Here is a 25,423-nt window from a genome sequence, read left to right on the forward strand (position 1 = left end):
TTTTTATAGCAGTCTGCATGATAGCGATAGATCCGGTTCGGGTTGTAGCGGCCGATTCGCCTGCACTCAAAATTCTGCTGACCCGCGCCCAAACTCAGGCTCAAAGCGGTCATCTTAACATTGCAATTTCGACGTGGCAACAGGTTCTTGCATCGGATCCGGTCAATATCGAAGCCTTACGGAGCATCGCTGCAGCTGAAATTCAGCTTGGGAATAAAGCCGAGGCGGACGCCTATATTCAGCGCCTGCAGAAAGCGGGGGCGAGTCCAGCAATAGTCGGAGAGTTGCAAGTAATGCACTCGCGTCCTTCTGACACAGCACTATTGGGGCAGGCCGCGGCTCTGGCTAAATCAGGTCAATACGGCGAAGCGATAGAGATCTATCGAAAGGTTTATGGCAACGATCCACCAGCAGGTGACTCTGCGCTTGTTTTCTACGATACGTTAGCCGCTCTTCCCGCAGAACGAAAGCATGCCGTTCAAGGTCTACGAAAACTTGCTCGTCAGTTCCCTGCGAACGAAAAATACTCCATTGCATTGGGGCGGGTTCTTACTTACGACTCCGACACACGAGCGGAAGGTATTACGCTCCTGCGGCGCTTTCCAGCCGATCGCGATGCTGATGATGCACTTAGAAAGGCAATGAGTTGGAGTGAGCGAACTCAAACACCACAAGATGTTTCGGCTTTACTTTCCGCTTCTCATACTTCTTCCTCAACGGTTCCGATTAAATCGACGTCAGAGCTGGGAGCTGGATATCGAGCCTTGACTGCCAATAACCTGTCGGAGGCCGACGAGCACTTTCGTGCGGCACTTATACACGAAACAACACATGGCCAAGCGCATGCCGGTTTGGGCTACGTATTCATGAAGCAGCAAGACTTCGCCGGTGCGGTGCGAGAATTTGAAAAAGCAAAAGAGGATGGCGATCGAGACGCAAATCTTGCTCAAGCATTGACGAACTCAAGATTCTGGAACTCGATGAGTGCAGCGAGAAGCGCTGCAGAGAGACAAGACCTGGAATCAGCCATCACTGACTACCGCAACGCCCTGGTACTCAAGCCAGAGAATACCGATGCCATGATCGCTCTCGGCGGGACGCTTCTAAGCGCAGGCCGGCCCAAAGAGGCCATTCCTTATCTACAAAAAGCGGTACGAGCCAATGCTGAATCGCAGGCAGCGTGGCGCGCTCTCTTCTTTGGGCAATCCCAGGCCTTGGAACAAGCGGATGCTGTCAAAACGGCCGAGCGCATCCCGTCTAGTCTACGAACTCTCTTTGAAGTCGATCCGGAGTTCATGGGATACCTGGCCGGCGACTATGCAGCCATCGGGGAGCAAGCTCGGGCAGACAGCATTCTGAAGCGTGCTCTGGCTTTGTCGCAGGGTGATGGCGGTGGCGAGCCGTCAATCGTAATGCAGTTACAGTACGCTTCGCTTCTGATGACGGCAAAACGCTACAACACTGCCATACGTAGCTATCGGCAGATACTAACTGCTGCCCCGGACAATATGGATGCCTGGCGAGGTATGGTGACCGCAAATCATCTGGCAGACCGGGACGCGGAGGCGCTGCGTGCATACCGTCAGACACCGTCTGCAATCTCTGCAGCTATGGAGAAGGACGCCGGATTCTTATCCATGCTTGCAGGTATCTACCAGTCGGCGGGTCAAATCGAGGCGGCTCGAGCCACGCTCAAGCGAGCGCTCAAGTTCTCATCTTCAACCGCTCTGCAACTGCAACTGGCTTCTCTGGAGATGTCCAACGGCGATAAGCAATACTCGGCCGAGCTTTTTGCACAGATCGCTGACGAACATCCCGAGTCGACAAACGCATGGCTCGGATGGGTGCAGGCTCTCCACGCCATAGGTCACGATCGCGATGCTCTTCGTCAGAACGACGAAATGCCAGAGCCCGTGAATCAGACCCTTGAAGGAAATCCCGAGTATCTACAAACCCTCGCATCGATTTATAGTGCACTTGGAGACAAGCGGAAAGCATCCGAGACAATTGCACAAGTAGATTCGTTCTATGCGCAACAGGGCGTCGATCCCCCACCTGCCGTCCAACTTCAACAAGGTTGGCTATCGCTCCAAGCCGGCGAGAATGCGCGGCTTTCTAGTGTGATCCAGCAACTGAATCGTTTTGACGATCTAACAGAGGATCAGCAGACGCAGGTGGCGCATCTGTGGGCGAGCTGGTCTATTCAGCGAGCTTCGCAACTGTCTCAACAAGGCAACCGTGCAGCCGCTGTCGCGGTGTTGTCTGTTGCGCTCAAAGCCTTTCCGGACGATATCTCTGTGAATGCCGCACTGGCGAACGCATACCTGACAAACGGCGACGCGAAGCGATCAGTAGCTCTTTATGCGCGACAGGATATGACCGAGGCAGACTTGAGTGTTTGTACTGCGGCCATTAACGCAGCGCTGGTTGCAAATGATCGTAAACAGGTAAAGGCATGGTTGGAGATCTCGCTGGACCGCTTTGGACAGAACGAAAGAGTGCTGGAGCTCGCCGCCCGATTCGAGCAGCAACGAGGTGACCAGCAACGAGCGGCAGCCTATGATCGCGCAGCGTTGCGGGCGGCCGGGCCACCCTCCATTGCTGACCTCACATCATCACTTCCCACTGGCGGCGCGACATATGATGCAGAGCCGTCGGCCCGGCAGCAGCTGTACAACTTGTTGTCGCAATCGATTCCGCAATCTAAAACTCGCCTCCAATCTCGCTCGTTAGGAGATTCAGAACAGGACCGAACCCAGGGATCTCTCGAACCCCTTCACTCAAACCAGAGCCTCAACAGTCGCGTCATTGCGGGTTCAGAGAATGACAGGTCCGACTACGACATAGCTCAACCTTCGTTTAGCGCGAAGGGTCCTCATCGGCGAAGTAAAGATGACTCAGGCTCAGACTCCGCAACGCTGGGCGATCCTCATGACGAAGAATGGGCATACTCGCCAAACTATAAGACACACCCCGCAAATACACTGGCTCAGCCTCCACGGAAGCATCATCTTATATCCGAGAGAGATGTAACCTTGGCCCCTACGAGCGGAACTGTCGAAGATTCGCCAGGAAACCATGTAGCATCTCCATCTCCGTCCGCTCCTTCGACCTCTTACCACCAGCGCCCGAATACGCGAATCTTTTCGGATTCAGCAACTCCCGACATTCCAAGCTACGAAGCTCGCGCACTCCTTCCATCGCCCGAAGATGGGTCAGCATTGAATGAATCGACCGGAGTCATCTATCAAAATGCCGTTCTCGGAAAAATTCGGCCCCCTGGCGGGGTTGAGCAGATTCTTACGAGCGATATTTCCCCAGCGGCGACTCTCAAACCCATTCCTTTGGAGCCGGTCGAGTCATTGCCTCCCCTTACAGGCATGGTCAGTCCCTCGATAAAAGTCCTATCTGCCCGTCAGCAGACACAGCAAAACTTAGACGCTATCGAAAGTAGCTCAAGTTCGTATTTTGGAGGAGACTCGTCCGTAGTTTTTCATAGTGGCCAGCCCGGATTTGACAGCCTTACCGCCTACAGCGCCAACTCCGAAGAATCTATGATGCTGAGCAGGGGAGCACGAGCTACGGTAGTAGTACATCCCATCCTTCTAGAGAGTGGGACAGCTGGTGCCGATGCTGCGTTTCAAATGGGAACACTCCCACTAGGCGCTCTCTCCCCTGTCCAGACCGCCGCAGGGGTAGGTGGAGAGTTGCAACTTCGAACCAGGAGCTTCGGCGCCGCGGTCGGTTACACCCCGAGGGGATTCCTCGTGGAGAACGTAACGGGTCGACTACTGATTCAGCCAGACAACGGCCCGGTGACTTTGACCCTTGAGCGTCAACCCATCGAGGACACTCAACTGTCTTACGCCGGGTTAAGGGATTTAGGTTCGGCCACGCCTTCGTTCCCTGGCAATATATGGGGCGGCGTTATCAGCAACGCTGCCTCGTTGCAAATCAGCCGGAGTGAAGCTGCATCGGGATGGTATATCCAGGGTGGTGGTCAGTACATGACGGGCCAGCACGTTGAGTCAAACCATCGTATTGACGGATTTGCGGGCGCTTACTGGTCAATCTGGAATCACCCCGAGTACGGAAAGCTAACCCTTGGTATGAACTTTTTCGGAATGCACTATGCGAACAATCAACGCTTATTCACCTATGGCAACGGCGGTTATTTCAGCCCTGGAGCATATCTGTTGAGCAGTGTGCCAATTACATTCGATGGGGTCTACGGTTCTAGATTTCATTACAAAGTGGCGGGATCCTTGGGACTTCAAGCATTCCAAGAAGACGCGAGCCCTTATTTCCCGATTGATAGCGCATTGCAGGCTGCAGCCAAAAACCCATTTACCGTGGAACGAATCAGCATAGGTGCAAATTACAACGTGGGAGGAGAGGCATCGTACCTGATCACGGAGCATTGGCATGTCGGAGGTGCCTTCAGCGTGAACAACTCCTACGACTACACCAGCGGTCGACTCAGTTTCTTTTTGCGGTACTCTTTCAAACCCCAATTAACGGATTCGATAACCGGACCGACAGGTTTAGTTACAACTCGTGGTTTGCGCCCGTTGTTTACGCCGTAAAGGTTGGATTGTAAGACCTGAACACGGACCAGAACTTACAACCTACATTCGCTCCAGCGGTAGCGACCGACTCTGTAATAAATTCGGCACCCAGTAGTGGTACTTACAAGTACCACTATTGCTTATACCGTTATTGGGGAAAGGGCGTCCCATGTCGCACGAATCTGTAAATAGACGTTTTCGTCTTGGAGACTCAGACTTCCGTTATGAAATGTCAGAGATACGCTACGGCGGTTCCCGTCTTGATAACTGTAGTTATCGTGATGCTGTTTGGGTTCGTGCCTCCAACGCATGCTATGGACAAGGGATCAGCCGATAGTCTCCAGGCAGCCATTCGAACGCTTAGCTTTCTCGAATCGCTCCCAAGAGAAGGAGTCATCGCAGTAGGAGTTGTGTATCCATCCGACATCCCTAATGCTCAAGTATTAGCTGTGGAGACGGCCAAAAGTATCGGTGATATGCGGGGGCCGAACTTTCGAATACTTCGATCAGTAGTTTTGTCCACCATTGACTTGGAGAAGTTTCAAGGGCATCTGGATGTGATCTTTCTCATGCCGGGTGCCTCAAAACATTCCGACGTAATTCTGAATGCCATGCACCGTAATCATCTTGTGAGTATTTCTGGTGATCCTGCTTGCGTAGATGCAAAATGCTGCGTTCTGATGGTGCATTCCGGTCAGCGGGTTGAAATATCCCTGAATACCGCTTTGGCAGACGCCGTGGGAGCGCACTTCTCACTCGTGTTCATGATGGTGGTAAAACGCGAATGAATTCAATTTCTCAATCTACGCTTCGCAACAATAGATCGAACGGCTGGCTGCGGTGTGTCGCAGCCATGTTCGTACTGTTGCTGACCTTCTCGGCTCATGGCCAGTCAGTGGACTATGGTGCGCTTGAGCAACTATTTAGAGAGCCAGTAACGACTAGTGTAAACGGTTCGCCACAGCGAGTAAGCGAGGTGGCGGCCACGATGGAAATCATCACGGCGGAGGATATCCGTCGTTCGGGCGCTAAGGATATTCCAGGCGTACTACGCCATGCCGGCGGAGTCGACACCTTGGAATGGGGCAATGATGATATTGACGTTAGTGTTCGTGGATACGATCAAGCACTCTCTCCGCGGTTGCTTGTATTGGTGGATGGCCGCCAAGTGTATTCAGATGACTATGGCTACACACCGTGGAGTTCTGTGCCAGTTGAGTTGGCCATGATTCGCCAGATCGAAATCATTAAGGGTCCAAGCAGCGCGTTGTTTGGCTTCAACGCTGCCGGTGGCGTCATTAACATCATTACCTACAACCCTCTCTATGACAAGGTCGACACGATATCGTCCACTGGGGGGACGCAAGGATTGGCGGCAGGATCTATCGTTACAACCCATAAGTTTGGCAGCAATGCGGGGGTGCGTCTTTCTATGGGGGGCTATTCAGACAACGACTTCTCTACGCCGATTCCGGTCGCGATGGCGATTACTCCACGGGAACATGAATATCGCGGTGCGATCAACCTCGATACCGTCTTTCGTATTAACGAGAAGATGCAGTTAGGTATCGAAGCTACCTACTCACTCTCGAAACTGAACACCATGCAGCCGAGCTATCAGATCGATAACGAACATCATCTGACTGATTCGGTGAAGGCTCAATTTGCTGCAGAGAGTGACTTTGGCCTCATTCACGGCACCGTATACACCAATTGGTCGGACGTGACAGCTGCTCCGGGATTTGCAGATCAGACTTTCCATTTCAATAACCGCGTGACCGTGGCCCAACTCGATGACATCTTCAACCTTGGTTCGCATCACATACTGCGAGCTGCAACGGAGTATCGATTCACCACCGAAAACACCACTTCAACGCCCGGAGCTAACGTCAACGCTAATGTGTTGGCTGCCAGCGGTATGTGGAATTGGACGATCACCCCCGCCGTTACGCTGACCAATGCGCTGCGAGTCGACCACCTTACATTTGGCCGCAATGGTTTTGTCCCCCCTGGCTACCCCTTCACGAACTCCGACTGGAATCGTTCGATCACATATCCCAGCTTCAACAGTGGCTTCCTCTGGAAGCCGAGCGAGAGAGACTCCCTCCGCCTGATGGCCAGCCGCGGCGCTCAGCTTCCCAGTCTGGTCGACAGCGGCGCGTTAATTTTGATCACTCCGTATTTCAAGACCACGGGTTCACCTTTTCTCAATCCGGCCATCGTGACCAACTACGAGATCGGCTGGGACCACGTAATGGATGGTCCGCACATTCTGTTCCGCGGAGGTGCGTTTCATCAGCACAGCGAAGATCTTCGGGCGATTTTTGGTGGAACCATTATGGGATCAAATGGTCCGTACTCGCTGCCACTGAATATTGGTAGCTCCGATGCAAACGGCCTCGAACTAGGGCTCAAGGGCATCCTTCTGAGAAATTACCGCTGGAGTGTTGATTATCGTCCGGAGTGGATCAAAGACCATTTCGTACCTGAGGCGCAGGGTGGCGCTAACTTCACTGATTATGACGATACGACGCCTGTCCATCTGGTCCAGGCAAACCTCGGCTGGACAAATCGAAGATGGGAGCTAGACGGCTATCTTCACTACCAGTCGGGAGATTTTGGCATTCAGAAGGACGGTCCGATTGGTGGGCTCATACCGGTTGCTGGCTTCGTCTCGCTGGATGGTCGAGTCGCCTACAACTTAACTAGTCGGATGACATGGTCTGTCTCAGGTCAAAACCTGACCCACGCAAGCCAAGTTCAAACCTCCGGCCCCGCAGTAGAGCGACGTGTGCTCGGTACGATGTCGATCAACTTCTGAGTGATGCAAACATGAATCCATTCTGGCAAATCACGATGATCGAGTTTCTGCTGAACGTGGCAGTCTTCGCAGGCGCGATCATCTTCTATGGCCCGATAAGAATTGTTGCAGCGCGCCTTTCACGGGGCCGTAAGTTCATAGAGAGATCGGCCTCCGGTGTTCTATTCGGCATTGCCACGGCCGGGGCACTCGTTTTGCCAGTGCATCTGGAAGGGGGCGCGGCCGTCGGATGCAGTACCATCTTGCTGGCACTTGTCGGACCTCTAGATGGATCTGTAGCGATTTTGGGAGGTCTCGTATTCTCGGTTGCAATTGAGCTCCTGCCATGGCCGGCGAAGGTGCAATCCAATAATGTTGCGGTTATCTCACTGCTGGTCTCCGCTGCCTCGGGGTTGTTGTTCCACTGGGCGTTGACATATCGTTCGGGTACTGAAAACAAGCAACTTCAATATTTTCACTTGCCGCTCCTTGGAATGCTGTCAGCGGCGGGCGGCTTGTCTGTTCTTGCGCTATTCCAGGGGGTACAGGAAGTAACATCTTCGATCATTCCAGCCATGACGTCTAACATTTTCTCAGCCGTCATCCTTGGCACTCTCCTACTACACGAAAAGCGTCGTTCCGAAACTGAGCGCGAACTGCGTCAGAGTGAGGCGAGTCTTGCTGGTCAAGCTAAGGAACTGGCTGTGGCGCGCGATGTTGCGGAGGGTGCGAACCGTGCGAAGTCGATGTTTCTTGCAAACATGAGCCATGAACTGCGTACGCCGTTGAACGCGATTCTGGGGTATGCGCAACTGCTGAAGCGAGATCCAAATCTAACCTCGCGTCAGGCCAGCGCCTCGGAAACCATTCAGCAGAGCGGCGAGCATCTTCTGATGCTGATCACCGACATTCTGGATCTGTCCAAGATTGAAGCCGGCAAGATCGAACTGCAGCTCAGCCCTTTGGATACGTCTGCTTTTCTTCGCGGCATTGCCAATATCATCCGTATCAAGACCGAAGAAAAAGCTCTCGACTTTGGGTGCGATATCGCCCCGGATCTTCCGGCATTCGTCCAAATTGATCAGAAGCGCTTGCGCCAGGTGCTGTTGAACCTGCTCTCGAACGCGGTCAAGTTCACTGATCGGGGGCGGGTGGACCTGCGTGTCAAAGTGCTGTCCCGGTCAAAGGAGCAGGTGCAGCTCCACTTTGAAGTGGAGGATAGCGGTATCGGCATCGCTAGGGAGGAATTGGAAAAGATCTTTCGGCCGTTCGAGCAGGTAGGGGATGAGCAACGCCGATCTGGTGGGACCGGGCTTGGGTTGAGCATCAGCCGACAGCTGGTTCGGTTGATGGGAAGCGAAATACAGGTGAAGAGCGTTCCGAACCAGGGGAGCTGTTTTTCGTTCGAGATGTCAGCGAGAATTGTTGGGTCCGAACGAAGCGTGTCGCCAACAAGTGGGCAGGCTTCCGGTTACAGCGGTCCTCGCAAAAGGGTGATGGTGGTCGATGACACCGATGCGAACAGGGCTGTGCTGACAGATACGCTGGGCAGTCTGGGCTTTGACGTAAGCGAGGCGGTCAACGGCCTGGAGGCGGTGACCTTCGCCCAGGCCTCGCCGCCCGATCTGATCCTGATGGACGTAAGAATGCCGGTGATGGATGGACTGGAAGCGATGCGCCAGATGCAGCAGATGGCTGATCTGCGCATGGTTCCGGTTATCGCCGTTTCGGCTGGTGTAACCCAGGACGAGCAGGACGACTGCATGGCGGCAGGGGCCAAAGCATTTCTGACCAAACCTATCGAGAACGCGTTCATGTTGCAGGAGATCGGCAGGCTGCTCGAGTTGACCTGGATCCGTGATAGCCCGCAACCGGTGCGATCTCCCCCAAACAATGGGGCGGAGCCATTCGCAATACCCGAGTCCGCGGAGATGGAGTCTCTGCGCGGGTTGGCGAAGGCAGGAAACATGCGCGCCATTAGGGAGAAAGTAGATCATCTCGCAGCACTCGATCCACAATATCGCCCGTTTGCCGACAAGATCACGCAGTTGGCGCTGGGATATCAATCCAAAGCTCTTCTCCGCCTAGTGGAGAAGCATGCTCTTCAAAAACAGCTGGAAATGGCGGACAAATCATGAATCGACTCTCATCTCACTTACACGGACGCACGATCCTAATTGTGGACGACATCCCGGCCAATCTCGCGGTCGCAGTGGATTATCTGGAGGACAGCGGCTTCAACGTCATGGTCGCGCAGGACGGCGAAGAGGGCGTGGAGCGAGCACAACTAGTACGTCCCGATCTCATCCTGCTCGACGTAATGATGCCGGGGATTGACGGCTTTGAAACCTGCCGTCGCCTGAAGAAGATCGAGAGCACCCGCGACATCCCGGTCATCTTCATGACTGCGCTGGCCGACACGAAAGACAAGGTTGCGGCGTTCGCAGCAGGCGGGGTCGACTATGTCACCAAGCCGTTCCAGGTTGAAGAACTTCTGGCTCGCATCACGACTCATCTGACGCTGCGGGCCGCGCAAAAACAGCTGGTGACGCAGAACGCACAGCTGCACACCTCCGAAGTTCGCTACCGCAGGCTCTTTGAGACCGCCAAAGACGGTATCCTGCTACTGGATTTCGAGACTGGACGAATTACCGACGTCAATGCGTCGGTCGTGGATATGCTGGGCTATAGCCGCAATCATTTCCTCAACCAGACACTCTGGGAAGTTGCGCCATTTAAAGATATTCCAGCCTGTCGGATTACCTTCAATGAGCTGAAGACGAGGGAGCATGTTTCTCTTGAGCATTGGCCACTGGCTGCTCACGACCACTCGTTGGTCGACGTCGAGTTTATTGGAAACGTTTATAACGTCGATGGCGCACGGGTCGCGCAATGCAACATCCGCGACATTACCAGCCGCATACAAGATCAGGCACGCATTCGCTATATGGCGCTCCACGATACGCTTACCGGATTGCCGAACCGCATCCTACTGCAAGATCGCTTGAGTCAGGCAATTACGTTAGCCTGTCGTAACAAGGAACGAGTCGCGGTACTCATGCTCGACTTGGATCACTTCAAGCACATCAACGATTCTCTCGGCCATCACATCGGTGACAGCCTTCTGGAAGCGGTGTCGATGCGACTGCGAGCCTGTCTCCGTGACAGCGACATCGTGGCGCGATTAGGCGGGGATGAATTTGTTATCGCACTTCCGGAGGTCGCGACCAACCAGGACAGTGAAGAGGTCGTTCAGAAGGTGCTCACATCGTTGCTCGACCCCTTCGAGATTGACGGCCATAAGCTACAGATAAGCGGAAGCATTGGTATTGCCCAATACCCACTCGACGGAGAAAACCCGGGAGTGTTGCTGCGAGCTGCGGACACAGCGATGTATGCCGCTAAGGCGAAAGTACGCGGGAGCTACAAATTCTTTACGCCCGAACTTAACCTGGCCACACAGCGACGACTGATGCTGGTGAACGATCTACACCACGCGTCTGCACGAGGAGAGTTTCTCCTTTATTACCAGCCGCAGATTTCAACAAAGACGAGCGTCATCACCGGGGTCGAGGCGTTGCTCCGCTGGAAACACCCGCATCTCGGATTTATCTCCCCTATCGAGTTCATTCCTCTATTGGAAGAGCTGGGACTGATTATCGAAGTCGGAAGGTGGGTTTTGAAAACGGCATGCCTGCAAAGCGTCGCCTGGAAGAACGAAGGATTGCCGCAGGTGCGCATGGCCGCAAACGTCTCGGCCCAGCAATTCTATCGAGGCGATCTCGCACGTACGGTTGAAGAAGTGCTCCGTGAGAGCCAAATCGATCCCAAATGGCTAGAGCTAGAACTGACTGAGACTCTCACCCTCGACGACTCCGACACTACCATCAACATCATGCTTAAGCTAAAGCAGCTTGGTGTAAGCCTTTCACTTGACGACTTTGGTACAGGTTGGTCGTCACTCTCTTATCTGAGACGGTTCCCGCTGGACCGTATCAAGATCGATAGATCTTTTATGCGCGACATTCCTTCACAGCCCGCAGCCGAGGCGGTTGTAACGAGCATCATCGACCTGGCGCGCAACCTCGGTCTCACTTGTATCGCGGAGGGAGTCGAGACGACGGAACAACTCGACTATTTGGAAATCAAGAAGTGTGCCGAGATTCAGGGCTTCCTCTACAGCCCGGCTTTGCCGGCATCGGACTGCGGCGAGCTAATACGACTAGGCAAGCCAGCTTTCATCATCGTGCCAGACGTAATTGCAGACGTTGGTTCAGGCGATAATTTGCTGAGAATCAATGGGTCAATCTCTTGATTTGCTGTCATCACAGACAATCATTGATGACCGATGGATGTACGTAAGCGTCCTGTTCTGGCAGCGCGAACATCGACTCGTTTTGGTCGTGATGATGTTCGGATGGTTAATTGTTCAGTTGAGTGGTGGTTGTGGGGCCGAGCCGAGCCAACGGTTGAAAGATTCTCCATCCGGAAGAATCGTTCAGCTTGAGAGCCGGTAAGGAGCGAGCGCTTTATGATGACGCACCCGGCACATACAAGCCTCCCACTACGAGCCCCCGGGAGATCCCGCCAGTCGATCGGGAAATACCGCGACAAGCCGGAATTGATTATCCCCATCGTCGGCTGGACACCGCGCCCATCAGATTAGTGAAGAAGCCTTGAGCTCATCACCTAGGAGAAGAAGATAGGTGTTCGCTGATTTTTAGGGGAACACTTGAGGTTGGTGGGGGCTGGAGCGTGTTGATTACGTTCCAGCGCAACAGATCCTAGGCGCCGATTGCGCGGTTCGTTAGACCGCCCAGGGAGGGCTAAACGTTATTCCTGGTGACTCCGACGACACTATAACTCGGGTTCGCATACAACCACGGCACATCGCTGCGATACACAGACAGCGGCGCCCCCGAATCAACAGCGATCAAGAGACTTCCCTCCTCTTTCCATCCGTTAGCATAAGCCCAGGTATTAAATGCAACCGGATTCCCGCTGAGGCCACCGCTCCACGTCATATAGCCAACACCCGGAATGGTAAGATAATTGGCCCCACCGTAGGCGTACCATTGTAAGATCACGGCGTCGTTTACATCTGGGACCACAAAGGCCCACATGCTCTGCGATCCCCCCTTCCCGAGCCAGCCGATTGGAGTTCCATTCAACGATAGTCGATATTTAAACGTACCCACACCTTGAGGTGCCGGGTCGCTAGTCTTTATAGAGCCGGCGAATTGTTTGTCTCCAGCATGCGGAGTCGTTTCCAGAGTCGTTTCCAGAGTCGTTCCCATCTGAGTCTCCTTTAAAATGTGTTTCGTAGATAAATCGAAGCGCATCTCGATATGGCACGCAAACGCATAGGGATAAACGTCATTCTTGAGAGCAGGCTCAGAAAGAACAGATTGGTTACGTGGTGCCGAGGGCCAAGGACTGAGAAAGCGGGAGAGTTGAGTAGTGAGCGTATGTGAGCTTCCTTCTGCGCTTCGCGAAATGGTCTTCGGAGCGCATTCAGGAATTCCCTGCCTAGGTTCTTATGTAATTCGGGTGCAGACAGCCCATGCCTAGAAGGTGCATAAGCGGTGTTATCCATAGCCAGACAACAGAGTCTTCTCTGTCAGGTGGCATGGTCTTCCTCGTTTATGACAATGTCAAGAGTTTGTTTTAGTGCCTCCCCTATCCTCTCCTCTATTCTGAGACAGAAGCTCCATCCCTACTCCCAACCGTAGAACTCTTCTAACTCGCACATTTCTAATTAAACAATGGCCAAGTTATTTAATCACTATTATGCCGAAATCACTGATTTGGACATAGAGACACGTCCGCCTGTCCACACAACGAGGCCGGATGCTCCTAGATGCGCACCAGTCATTCTGAGGTTATTTGAAGCTTATTTTTTGCGAGCAAGCTTTGCGAAACTTGTCATTTGTTGAGCTTTGACACGGTGAATCCTAGCAGAGAGGCGGCGAATAATACTTTCGCGCGCGTCTCCATTGAATTAGCTACAATTATCAAATATCCAAGCATAGACAGAAGAGCCGCACATACTAAAATAAAGATTACTATCCTTCCCTCGCTTCTCATAATTAATCTCTCCATATCTCAGAACTAGGCAAGCAGTTCGAAAACTGCTGCACAAGACCCAGGAAGGAAAAGGAGAGACAAAAATGCAGATTTGTTGATAGTCATTCGAAATTTATTAGGAATTCGGTCCCAACCAGCCGCGGATTATAAGACGGTTTGTAAACAAGCTGATCCGCACGGCAGGCGATACATTGACACCATTCGAGCACATATCCTCAAGGCTCTTTGGCCGAACGGGCTCAACAATGCAAGAACGTCGAATGATGAGTATCTGTGTACGCGCCGCACGAATGTAGGACGAAAAGAATGAAACTGCTGCTTTTCCCCGTAGGTGTTTCCTAATAGGAAAGCTGACATCGGCCGCATTGATGGTGAAAAGCGCGCCCTATTTATCTGACAGCAAGGCGTAGTAGTGGAAGGGTTCCCCGCTGTAGAGTCGTCCCAGTTCACTGACGGAGTGCCAGAGCGCATTGGAGAATGGAGAGGTGGAATGTGCACTATGGACCGTCTGCGGAAGGAGGAGTTCCGTGATCGAACACCCGCTAAGCAAAAAAGTGCTAGAACTCCGAGACTACCGACGTAACGCAATATATGAAGCTTCCGATTAGGTCCTTCGATAGACTGAGAGATATGAGTTAATAAAACAGAAATGAAAGCACCAAAGAAGAGTTCATCCACCTCTGGGCGGTAGAAACCTTCCGTTCTAGTAATTGCACTGGCTTGTGCGCCATGCACATCCGCTGCTTCCGTGATCATCGAAGACTCCAATTTTGCTCTTCATTGAATGACAGCCGTTACGATGATGCAGACAGCTTAGCATATTACTTGACCTAAAACATCTACTTCATTTTGGAGGCTATGCGCAAACGCCGAACAAGAGGGACGCTAAGAGCTGACTTAGAGAGCGCGAAGGTGTGAGGTAGGTTTGTTATATGTATCAGAGGTATCATCATTTCGGAATTTGGTGTCACTGAGGCTTGTCTAATGGATGACTCTAATAGTCGACCCGTAATACTGCCCCCGTCGTACTAGTACGAAACTCCATGAAGATACTGGCACGAAGTCGTTGAAGAAAGAAAAGCTTTCGTAAATATTCGAGTGGCGATTCCCCTAACACTTGACCGCTTACACAACGGACAAGCGAACCCTCCTAGTCGTTGAATTCCTCCATGCTTAGGTGCGAAGGTCAACAGAATTACGCCTCAACCGGAATGCTTCCGGTCACCGTCTTCCAATGGCGTTCCGAGTCTGACCAACAGTCAGTGGCTATCTAATCCTTTTGCCGCAATGTGACCTGACACACTGAAACTGGACCATTTGATATGAGAGTCTAACCGGCCCTAACGGGCGGGAAGGACTTTCGGTGAAGCGTAAGAAGCGTACTCCGCAGCAGATCTTGGAGAAGTTGCGGGCCGTGGATGTGGAGTTGAGCTAGGGGCGTACGTTCGCCGAGATCAGGCGCAAGCTGGAGGTGAGCGAGCAAACACTGCATCATTGGCGCAACCAGGACGGCGGCATGAAGGGTCCCGAAGTCGCGCGGCTGAAGGAGTTGGGGCGGGAGAACGCGCAGCTGAAGTAGAACGTGGCTGAGCAGACGATGGAGATCGATGTGTTGAAGGATTTGAGCAAAAAAAAATGGTCTCCCGCAACGCAGGCGGCGCGCGATGGACAGAGCTCGGCGAGGCCCAGCCTGGAAAAAGTTCGAGTGCCGTGCAGCGTTACGCAATCGGCGATCGAAGCGATCCCTGCATATTGACTACACCCGGACTACAGACGCTCAACCTTCGAATCGTTCCAGGCCGCCTTCATCACGATCGCCCACGCAAAATCCAACGGACCAACCTGCTGTGGTCTCTGCCTGCTCCTGGATGCGGTGGTGATCGACCACGACCAGGTCAGCCTAGGTTGGTAAGCACCGCTTACAGCGGTACGCTCGAACCTTTCGTCCCATAGGCGAGCGACGCGTACCATTCCCCTCGTCCTTGGGGCGTTAGATCCATCAAATGCCATACTGGCGCAAGAGCGTCGATGCCGCGTTCTTTGATCTCCTGCGCCATTCTCGGATGGGCAGTATAGAAGTGCCGAACCGTGTTGTCCGCATCCTTCGTGAAAACCGAAATGCTTGAATCCTGGGCGCCGTCAGCGTCCTCGCCGCCCAGATCGAATTTAAACGTATTTGACCCCGCGCTCAACAAGCGAAGGTTGTTCCAACCCCGCGCACGCGCATGATCGCGCAACTCCTTCGGCTGCGCCGCAGCGACGATTGCAAAATCGATGTTCTGCGCGATGTGTTGCGCCACGCCGTTGAATCCGTCGATCCACATTGTGCACATGGGACACGGCTTGGTCTGTTTCTTGCCGTACATTAGGTGATAGATCACTAGCGAACGTCCCCTGTCCGTAAAAAGCTCACTCAATTTCACCCTGTTGGTGGGTTCATCACCTGCGTCTAGATCCGCCGGACCTTGGAGGAATTCGTAGTCCTTTAGCGCTGCCCCCTGCGGCAACTCGCGACGGAGCGCAGCTACTCGCTCTCCATGTTTCATTAATTCGATCTCTGCCAGGCGCAACTCCTCGCGCTTCGCGAGATACTCTGCGGACTCATTTGTTAGGTTTGTCTCCCGGTATGTTCCGTCCCTGAATTCATGAACCATGTCACGCCTCCTCATTTGGCCGACGAGGTCGCCGGTAAGTCTCATTAGTTGGATGCATCATCGAAGCTGAAGCGATTACTTGGCACGTGCCCCGTCACGTTCGCTATGGCACACCTCAATGATTGCCGGATGCGCTGCACGCTGGAAGAAGCTCGCGCCCGATGACCTCACCGTAAAGGTATGCGCCCTATGCGTCCCAGGACGCCGCCGAGCCAATCACCGCAGGCAGCAGCGGGTGCAGCCATGCGGATACCCACTGCGGAGTCGGCTTGGTTGAGGTCAGGGATACCCAGCCGAGGGAATGGCGAGCGCCTCGCCAGCACCTCCGTTGTTGCCTGGATGCACAGGCGCGCCTTTGCGGAGCGGTCCCTAGCCGATGCCGTGGACCATCTAGATCTTCTCGGCCAACTTCATCTCGTGCAGCACCATGTCGGCGCGCTGGTCCGACGTGAGACTGTTACTCCACGGATGCTGCATACTCTGCTGCGCGGGCGGCCGTGCGCAGAGTGTCGCACCTGCGAGCACTGCGGTGAGGCAACCTGCAACGGCTGGGGTGAATACGGTCGCTTCATCGTTAGGGTTCTTGAGCTCTTTGAAACCAGACGCTGAAAGCGCTCAACGCGTACCTCCCATAATCTTTACGATGCTGTCGTCACTGGCGGTCCAAGCCCTAGCACCGCTGTGTTCGAGCTTTTGTGTGGCCTCGGACCACTGCAGTTCGGTGATCTTGCTTTTGCCCTGTTCGTAGGCGTAGGTCTGGCCGTCGTCGCTATACAGCCTGAAGCTGCCGTCGGCACCGGGATATATTCTGACCTCTGCGATGGCTTGCTTCTCATTGGTGCTGAGCACCGGAGTGCCCAGCGGCAATACCGCTCCGGCACGCACGAAGATAGGCAAGGTATCGATGGGCGCGGGGACCGTGATGCTCTGACCGCCGTGCACGCGCTCGTTCGTCCAGAAGTTGTACCAATCAGTGCCTGCCGGCAGATAGACCTCGCGGCTGGTGCGGCCTTGTTCCGTCACGGGCGCGATCAGCAGCGCGGGCCCGAACATGTACTCATCGCCAATGTTCGCGACCTTGGGGTCGTTATCAAAGTCCATGAACAGCCCTCGCATGAAGGGCGCTCCCGTCTGGTGTGAGAAATAGCCAAGCGAGTAGAGGTACGGCATGAGCTGATACCGCAGACGCAGATATTTTTCAAGGATTGGCTCAGCCTGCTTGCCGTAGCTCCAGACCTCGTTGAAGTTGCGGCTGCCGTGTGCGCGCATGGTTGGCTGGAAGGTCGCGTACTCAAACCAACGCACGTAGAGCTCCGGGTAATCGTCGTCGTGGCCGACGTTGTTACGTGTGTCCGACGGATCAATCAATGGGGTGCGCTCCGGCTTGTGTGCGTAGGGGAGATATTGCCAGCCCCCAATGTCGGTGCTCCAGTACGGCATGCCGGAGGCGACGAAGTTGATGCCTGTCGGCACCTGGCGCTTGAGTGTGTCCCACGTGGGATGGATGTCGGATGACCAGAAGATGGCGCCGTTATGCTGCGCACCCGTGTACGCATCGCGAGAGAGAATCAGTGCGCGGCGGTCTGGCAGGTCGGCGCGGAAGCCATCGTAGAGGGACTTGGTGTGGAAGTATGGATATACGTTGTAGAACTCCGTGCCTGGGCCCACGGAGAGATAACTTCCGTTGGGAGGCAGGTCCGGCTCGGTCTCATCGGCCCAGAAGGCGTCGAAGCCCTTCTTGACAAAGTTCTCGCGGATCGTCTTCCAGTACCACTTCGCCGCGTCCGGATTGGTTGTGTCGATGTCGGAGCCAGCGCGATCGTAGGGCAGACCATTTGTCGGTGTGCCATCGGCGAGATGCTCAAACCAGCCGTTCTTCAACAGCTCAGCATAGTAGCGATCATCCGGCACGAAGCGCGGCCAGACGCTGATCATGGAATGGAAGCCAAGCTCGTGCAGCTCTGCATTCATGGCCGTAGGATCAGGCCAGAAGCGTGGGTCCATATCCAGCTCGCCCATCTTCGTGAAGTAGAACCAGTCCACCACCATCACGTCTGCGGGCAGATTGCGGTCCCGATAGCCGTGCGCTACGTCAAGCAACTCCTTCTGGGTGGTGTAACGCTGTTTGCACTGAATGTAGCCATATGCGGATTTGGGCAGCATGGGCACGCTGCCGGTCAGCAGGCGGTAGCCCTCGTAGAGCTGGTCGTATGTGTCGCCCGCGATGACGAAGAAGGAGACACGCTGCCCGACCTGCGAGGTCCAGCGCGTCTGCTCGTTGAAGGCGAAGTCGACTCGCGTCCTGGACGGATTATCCCACAGTAGAGCGTAGCCTTTATTTGTGACCACGAATGGCACACATACACTCGGACCGGCGGCGGCAGCGTAATCGTGCGCACACTCGAGCGAGCGTCCGCGCAGATCGAGTTGGCCCTGCTGATTCTGCCCCAGTCCGTAGTAGTGTTCATCATCGAGCGCGGCAAACGTGGCGCCCACCTCGAAAAAAGGATCATCACTTGAGCGGCGGTCGTTGAGGATACCGGCGCTGCCATCTTTGTGATTGGGAACGGCCATTTCCCAGCCTTGCATATGCACCAGAGGCTTGCCGTCCGCGCGATCAATCTCGACGCCGACTCCGGGAGTGGACCCGTTGAAGTATCTGGCGATATCGCCGCCGGTCCCGGAGGGCTTGCCCTGATGAAAGGCTGAGATATGCACACTCATCTGGCTCGACCGATACACGTCGCCGCCGGGTGATGCCGTGTCCGTCCATCCGGAGGATGGCGCTTTTGCTGAGATGCCGACACCTGGTGCCTTGAGGGCAGATGCCTTATCGAGGCTCAACGTGACACGCACAATGCCGGGCGCATAGCCTTCCACGACCACAGTTGCATCTCCTCGGCTCAGCACCGCCTGCTGCGCCAAGGAGGAGAACGCGCCCATACCGAACAGGAGCCCGAAAGCCAACCCACGAAGACAGGTCATTCTGCGTACGCGTTCACTTGCCTGCATGCTGCGACTCCCTGGGTTGTGCCGCCGGTTGGACTTGAAGGGTAGATTGAAGCCGGATGTCGGCTGATGACGCACCCGCGCGAAGCTCCACGTGATCGCGCTCCACGATAAAGCTGCCGGTCGCGTCACTCCAATATGCCAACCGTGACAGTGGCACGGCAAAGGAGACGTCGCGGCTTTGTCCTACGGGTATCTGCACGCGCTCAAAGGCGATCAACTGTTCCAGTGGTCGCGATACCTTGGAATCAAGGTGTTTCAGGTAGATCTGGACCACCTCAGCGCCGTCGCGATTGCCGCTGTTCGCGACTTTGAGCTTGATGTTGAGCTTGCCGGCAGACTGGCTCGCGGACAGGTCACTGTAGGTGAAGGCCGTGTAGCTGAGGCCGAACCCGAATGGATAGAGGGGCTTCGCTGCGCTATAGAGGTAGGTGCGGCCGTGGCGCAGATCGTAGTCCATCATGGGTGGCAGTTGATCGATTGACGCAGGCCAGGTCTGCGTCAGGCGACCCGCCGGGTTGTAGTCGCCGAAGAGGACACCGGCCAGTGCGCTGCCTTGCTCTTCGCTGTTGTGCGTCATTTCGAGAATCGCGGGCGCATGCTCCTGGGTCCATACGGTCGCGTAAGGAAAGCTGGTTTGCAGCACGACGATCGTATGGGGATTGGCTGCGACGACCTGCTTTACGAGCTCTTCGTCTTCCAGCGTAAGGCTCTTTCGATCGATCGCTTCCTTGCCTTCGCTCGGTAGAGCACAGACGTTCCAGCCGGCGTTGCAGGTGGGATGATTGCCCACAATGACGACGGCCACCTGGGACTTCGCAGCCAGTGCCGCAGCGGCGCTCATATCTTTCCCATCGGAGAAGGAGACGATATCGTGGGCAGCGCGTTGGCGGATGCCCTGGAACGGCGTGACGGCTAGCGGAGGTGTACCGCTATACCAGTCGAGCGCGACAGTATCGGCCCAGGGACCTATGACTGCGATCGACCCTGTCTTCGCAGAATCTAGCGGCAACGTGCCGCCCTCGTTTTTCAGAAGCACGATGGACTCAGCGGTCACCTGGCGTGCGAGCTGGCGCGGAGCCGCCTGATCCCACGGATCGCCCGTGGCCTGTTTCGTCTCGCCGATGGATGCGTAGGTGGAGTCTTCCTGTGGGTCGAGCATGCCAAGCCGCAACATCACGCGGTATACCCCGCGGAGATTGCCCGTGATGTCAGCCTCGGTGATCAATCCTTGTGCCAAGGCTTCGTGCACCGGCTTCTGGTAGTCGTCCAGAAACTGGTTGATGCCCGCATGAATCGCCGCCGCTGCTGCCTCAGGCAGCGTCTTGTAGATGTGATGATGCGTGACCATGTTGGTCAGAGCGCCAGCGTCGGTGCAGAGGATACCGTTAAAACCCCAGTCCTTCATGACCACCGCGCGCAGTACCGGATTCGCCGTCATCGGCACACCGTTCCAAGCGTTATAAGAGGTCATCATGGCGTTGGCGTGGCCGTCTTCGATGGCCATGCGAAAGGGCACCGAGTAGTACTCAAGGAAGAGCCGCACGTCGAAGTTGGAGGACGACCCGCCACGGTTGTCCTCGTTGCTGTTGGCGAGAAAATGCTTGAGCAGCGAGGCCGTCTCCCAGATGTGCGAATCCTTGCCCTGGAGTCCACGGGCGAATGCTGTGGCGAGTGTGCCGGTCAGCAATGGGTCTTCGCCGTAGCTCTCTTCACTGCGTCCCCAGCGCGGATCGCGGCTCAGATCGGCGTTGGGCGCTCGCACCACGAGTCCGCCGCGATGATATTTGCCAAAGGCGTAGCGAGTTTCGTACGCCTCTTGGGCTGCGGCCTGCTCGAGCAAGGCCGGGTCCCAGGTCTGACCCAGGCCCCGTGACTGTGGGAATTGTGTGGTCGGTATGACGGACAGGTTCTTGCCTTCCCAATGGCCGGGACCGCCGAGCGCCAGGCCATGCAGCCCCTCAACGTGGTTGGTACCGGCGACGCCGAGCCGGGGCACCGAAGGATCCGTGCTCAACGCATGGATCTTCTCCTCAAGCGTCATATGCGACAGTAGGTCCGTGATGCGTTGTTCAGCGTCCGCATGCGGGTCTGCATAGAGTGGGGCCGACTGCGCGTGGACCGCGCTGACGCATACAGCCGCCAGCGCCAGGGCTATACCGGCCGCACACAATCCTAAGGTGCTCTTACTGCTTGCGCGAACCGAGGAAGAGCCGAACGAAGCGTCGCTTACGAGGCCTTCGTTGCAGTCAGTTGGGCGAGTCGCCATATATGATCCCCCTTCCTGCCGTGCCGAGGTAGAACCGCCCGAAGATACGTGGATCGCCCGTGATGATGTTCGCGTTGCCATACTGGTGTTTATAGTCATTGATCCTTAGGAAGGTTTTGCCGCCGTCGGTGGAACGGTAGATGCATTCGGTTGCCTGCGAGAAGCCTTCGCTGACGTTGCTGCTTGCGACGCAGTTGCTATCGCTCGACAGCGTGCCGATCATGTAGATCGCCGGGTAGGTCTGGCCCATTGCAGCCGCGCCGAAGCCCATCGCGTAGGTCACATTGCCAGTGCCGAGCACAGGTGTGAACGTCTTGCCTGAGTCGGTCGAGTGACTCAGGCCATTTGAGGACGTGGTCCACAGATCGCCCTCGGCTGCAGGCGAGACGAAGAAGCCATTATCATTCTGGCTCGCAAGCTGTGACTGCATGGCGAAGCTCATGCCGCCGTCGACCGAGACATACACGGTCGCTGTACCGTTGACTGAATTGAAGAGATAAAACTTCATCGGGTTCACGCGGTCAGCTGCAACCGTGGTGCGGTTGGACGATGTCTGCGCCGGCGCTCCCGTAGACGTGTGCCACGTAGCGCCGTGATCGGTAGAGTAGTTGGCCGGGGTGCCTGTATCGTTCGGTGTCCAGACCAGGTTGGAGCCATCCGCGGCGACCGCGATCGTACCATCGCCCGTGGTGATGGCGGCGCTGGTGGCCGGGTTGATGGGCAGTGACGAAGAGGGAGTCCAGGTCTGTCCGCCGTCAGACGAGAAGGCCTCCTTCTGCACAGGATCGCTGATGTCGCCAACGCGTGCAATGTTCAGCGGCGCCTGTCCAGCAACGTCAACCGCCTGGCCTGAAGTGAAGAGCGGGTTCTGCTGCGAGTTGAGTGATTGCGTCAGCGTCGTATGCGTGAAGCCGCCGATATCACCTACCTCGCTGATCAGGTTCGCCGGTCCGGACTGCGGGCTCGCGAGTGCGGTGACCACGGTCTCCTCGATGCCGACCGCGCCGATAGACCAGTTGGTAGCGTTGCCTGGGTTGACCGCCGTCGTGCTGATGGTGACACCATCCACTGCAGTGGCGTTGGTGGTCTGCCACACGGTCTGGCCATCGCCATACATGACGTGGTTAGAGTTGAACGGATCGATGGCTAGATGGTTGAGCCAGTTGCCGGGACCGGCCGTTGCTGCGCCAAATGTGATCCAAGGCGAGAGCGAAGGATCGCGCTGGATGTTGGTGCCGTAGTTGACCCATGTTGCGCCATCATCGAGCGAGCGGAAGACATCGTCAAGAGGCGGCGGATAGTACTTGTTCAGCGTGGTCGTCATGACGGTGTCGGGATGCTGCGCATCGACTGCGATGCTGCTGTAGCCATACCCTCCATTACCGGTGGTCGGTGGCGTGATGTTGGTCCAGGTGCCGGCGGCCGTTTGCGTGGTGGGCAGCGAGTAACGCCAGATCTGGCCCGCGTTCACACCGGTTGGCCCTACGCTGTTACAGCCTGAGGTGCAGTTGGTCTGCACGCCGTAGCTGATGTAGAGATAGCGGTTAGATGGGTCAAAGCTGCTCGCGTTGGGATAGTAGCCGGTGGGTTGTCCGGCTACCGCAGAGAAGGTCTGTCCACCGTCGTTCGAGACATAGAGCCCGGTCGTGGGATCGGATACGCCGACGTAGACCGTCTTCGTGTTGCCGTTCGCCATACCGCTTGTGCTCAGGAAGTCTTCGAAGATGACGCCCACACCTGGATCGATGCTGGTGCCGGTGGCACCGGTGACGGGAAAAGCGGTGACAGCGTGAAAGCTAGCAGCCTGATCATTCGATTCGTACAGTCCGTTGAGACGCGTGCCGAAGTAGATGTGACGGCCGTTGGCGGGATCAACCGAGAGACGCTCGGCGGCGAAGCGGCCGTTGTCATTCGAGCCATTTTTGAAGGGGAGTGCGTAAGACGTGAAGGTGTTGCCCATGTCGCTGGACGAGAGGATGAAGCCGTTGGTGCCGAAGCTTTCGGTGTATTCCCCCACGGCCAGGTAGACGCGGGTTGGGTCTTTCGGGTCGAGCCCCAGGCTGTCGACACCGATGTTAAACCCGGAGTCGAAGCGACCCACGAAGTCCGTGATTGGCACCCACTGCTTGTCGCCGCCTGCCACATTGTTCCAGCGGTAGGCACCCCCGACGTCGGTGCGGGCGTACATCAGGCCTTGCGATGCGGGATGGAAGAAGAGGCCGTCGACGAAACCGCCGCCTACGATCTGGACGCTGTTGAAGGTGTAGTTGGGCTGCGTGCCTGCGGGCAGTGTGTAGCTGGCTGAGGCGATGTTGCTGTTGGGCGTGCCACTGACGACGGCGAGCGCTTCAACGATTGTCGTGCCAGGTGAAGTGATCGTAAATGGTGCGGTGTACTGGGTCGAACTGGTGGTAGGGGTTGAGCCGTTGGTCGTGTAGTAGACCGTCGCGTTGGCGGCTGAGTCAGACAGCGTGACGACCGGTGGCGTCGTAAACGTGCCGCCGGCGGGCGAGATCGCCGGTGTGGCCGCAGCCGGGATCTGGATCGAGTAGAAGCCATTGCTAACCACGCTTGCGCTGTAGTTCGGCGCCGTGGCGATGGCGTTGATCGTCGTGTTTTGCGAGACGGAAAGCGGACCCGAGTACGGCGTGGACGACGTGGTCGGCGCGGAGCCGTCAAGGGTGTAGTAGATCTTCGCGCCGGTGGTCGCATCTGCCATGGTCACGCTTTGCGTGGAGGTGAAGGTGCCTGGCGCTGGATTGAAGGTGGGAGCGACTGCGGAAGAGTTGATCGTGTAGAGCGCGGAGCTCATCGGGCTTGAGGCAGAGCCAGGTGTAGTTGCGAAGGCCTCGATCGTTGTGGTGCTGTTCACTGCGATGGGTCCGCTATACACGGTGGACGACGTAGTTGGATTTGTCCCATTTGTGGTGTAGTAGATGGTCGCGCCTGGCGTGTTGACGCTGAGCGTAACGCTCTGCGCGGAGGTAAAGGTGCCGGCTGCCGGGCTGAAGGAGGGCGCGCCTGCCGACAGGTTGATCGTGTACGTCGCGGCGGCCGCCGGGCTGGCCGCATAGCCGGTTCCGGCGGCGATGGCTTGAATGGTGGTGGTTGCGGAGATCGCGATGGGGGCGGAGTAGACTGCGGATGCTATGGTCGGGATTGACCCGTTGGTGGTGTAGTAGATCGTCGCGCCCGCCGAGGCGTCGGCCAGCGTTACGCTTTGCGATGAGGTGAAGCTACCGCCAGCCGGCGCAAAGGTGGGTGTCGCTGCCGGCGAGTTGATGGTGTAGACCGCGGCGGCGAGCGTGCTCTGGGGCAGGTTGGCCGCGACCGCGATGGCTTGGATGCTCGTCGTTGCAGTGACTGGAATCGCCGCGCTATAGGTCTTCGATGCGGTGCTCGGCATGGTGCCGTCGGTGGTGTAGTAGATGGTCGCACCGGGCGTTGTATCGGCCAGGGTCACATTTTGTGCGGACGTATACGTGCCGGCCGCAGGTGTGAACGTCGGCGTTGCCGTGGGCAGCGTGAGGATATACGGTTCTGTGACGATGGCGCTCGCAGCGCCACTCGCCACGGCAATAGCGTTGATTGTCTCTGAACTCATAATTGCGATGGGCGCGGAGTAGACCTTGGACGCGGTCGTCGGCGTTGAACCGTCCGTCGTGTAGTAGATGGTCGCGCCTGCGGCCGCGTCGGTGAGCGTAATGCTTTGAACAGAGTTATACGTTCCGGCTGCGGGTGTAAACGCAGGCGTTGCCGTAGCGGCCTGTGTTGGTGTAGCCGGGGTGCCCGCGGCAGGTGAACCGCTGGAGCATCCAGCAAACAGAAGTGCGGCCAGTACGGAAAGCCCAAACAGAGCGGGCCTTACGGTGTGCGACGATCGGTATGCCAAAGTCATAAGAGATCCTGTAAGGAAGAAGTGGTTAGAGGTCTTCCGTGGTGCATTTTCTGCCGGTGTCGTTCATCACTTACCCAAATAAGCGCGTCCTGCCTCCCCACCGCCGCCGTTTCGGCAGTTGCGGTGAGGAGGTCCGCG

At 56.0% G+C, this 25,423-nt stretch carries 10 protein-coding genes and 1 pseudogene; 6 read left to right on the forward strand and 5 right to left on the reverse strand.

The window, feature by feature from the left end; genetic code table 11:
* Positions 1-17 precede the first annotated feature (17 nt).
* From RBB82_RS24610 to RBB82_RS24630, 5 genes are all read left to right on the forward strand, one after another.
* On the forward strand, positions 18-4,586 hold the full coding sequence (locus RBB82_RS24610) for a cellulose synthase subunit BcsC-related outer membrane protein (RefSeq protein ID WP_433975748.1): 4,569 nt from the start codon (positions 18-20) through the stop codon (positions 4,584-4,586).
* A gap of 392 nt (positions 4,587-4,978) precedes the next feature.
* Positions 4,979-5,356, forward strand: coding sequence for a hypothetical protein (locus RBB82_RS24615; RefSeq protein ID WP_433975750.1), 378 nt, complete (start codon positions 4,979-4,981; stop codon positions 5,354-5,356).
* Positions 5,353-7,389: a TonB-dependent receptor plug domain-containing protein gene (locus RBB82_RS24620; RefSeq protein ID WP_433975751.1), complete on the forward strand. Its 2,037-nt coding sequence runs from the start codon at positions 5,353-5,355 to the stop codon at positions 7,387-7,389. The genes RBB82_RS24615 and RBB82_RS24620 overlap by 4 nt, the downstream gene beginning before the upstream one ends.
* An 11-nt stretch (positions 7,390-7,400) precedes the next feature.
* Positions 7,401-9,506: an ATP-binding protein gene (locus RBB82_RS24625; RefSeq protein ID WP_433975752.1), complete on the forward strand. Its 2,106-nt coding sequence runs from the start codon at positions 7,401-7,403 to the stop codon at positions 9,504-9,506.
* A complete protein-coding gene (locus RBB82_RS24630; RefSeq protein WP_433975753.1) occupies positions 9,503-11,683 on the forward strand; it encodes a two-component system response regulator in 2,181 nt (726 codons plus the stop codon). Before RBB82_RS24625 ends, RBB82_RS24630 begins: the two co-directional genes overlap by 4 nt.
* Positions 11,684-12,194: 511 nt before the next feature.
* Here the strand turns inward: RBB82_RS24630 and RBB82_RS24635 are convergent.
* Complete coding sequence (locus RBB82_RS24635; RefSeq protein ID WP_433975754.1) at positions 12,195-12,665, reverse strand: hypothetical protein; 471 nt, start codon at positions 12,663-12,665, stop codon at positions 12,195-12,197.
* Between the two features lie 2,237 nt (positions 12,666-14,902).
* Between RBB82_RS24635 and RBB82_RS24640 the strand changes: the two are divergent.
* Positions 14,903-15,034: pseudogene (locus tag RBB82_RS24640) on the forward strand (transposase); the annotation flags it as partial.
* Between the two features lie 340 nt (positions 15,035-15,374).
* Here the strand turns inward: RBB82_RS24640 and RBB82_RS24645 are convergent.
* From RBB82_RS24645 to RBB82_RS24660, 4 genes are all read right to left on the reverse strand, one after another.
* Positions 15,375-16,109, reverse strand: a complete 735-nt coding sequence (locus RBB82_RS24645; RefSeq protein WP_433975756.1) for a DUF899 family protein — start codon at positions 16,107-16,109, stop codon at positions 15,375-15,377.
* A gap of 615 nt (positions 16,110-16,724) precedes the next feature.
* The gene (locus RBB82_RS24650; RefSeq protein ID WP_433975757.1) at positions 16,725-19,121 is read right to left on the reverse strand and encodes a TIM-barrel domain-containing protein; all 2,397 of its coding nucleotides are present in this window, start codon (positions 19,119-19,121) and stop codon (positions 16,725-16,727) included.
* The gene (locus RBB82_RS24655; protein WP_433975758.1) at positions 19,108-21,387 is read right to left on the reverse strand and encodes a glycoside hydrolase family 3 C-terminal domain-containing protein; all 2,280 of its coding nucleotides are present in this window, start codon (positions 21,385-21,387) and stop codon (positions 19,108-19,110) included. The genes RBB82_RS24650 and RBB82_RS24655 overlap by 14 nt, the downstream gene beginning before the upstream one ends.
* Positions 21,368-25,285, reverse strand: a complete 3,918-nt coding sequence (locus RBB82_RS24660) for a chitobiase/beta-hexosaminidase C-terminal domain-containing protein (protein WP_433975759.1) — start codon at positions 25,283-25,285, stop codon at positions 21,368-21,370. Before RBB82_RS24660 ends, RBB82_RS24655 begins: the two co-directional genes overlap by 20 nt.
* Positions 25,286-25,423: the final 138 nt, after the last annotated feature.

The sequence above is a fragment of the Tunturiibacter lichenicola genome (genome assembly GCF_051013355.1).
Classification (GTDB): domain Bacteria; phylum Acidobacteriota; class Terriglobia; order Terriglobales; family Acidobacteriaceae; genus Edaphobacter; species Edaphobacter lichenicola_F.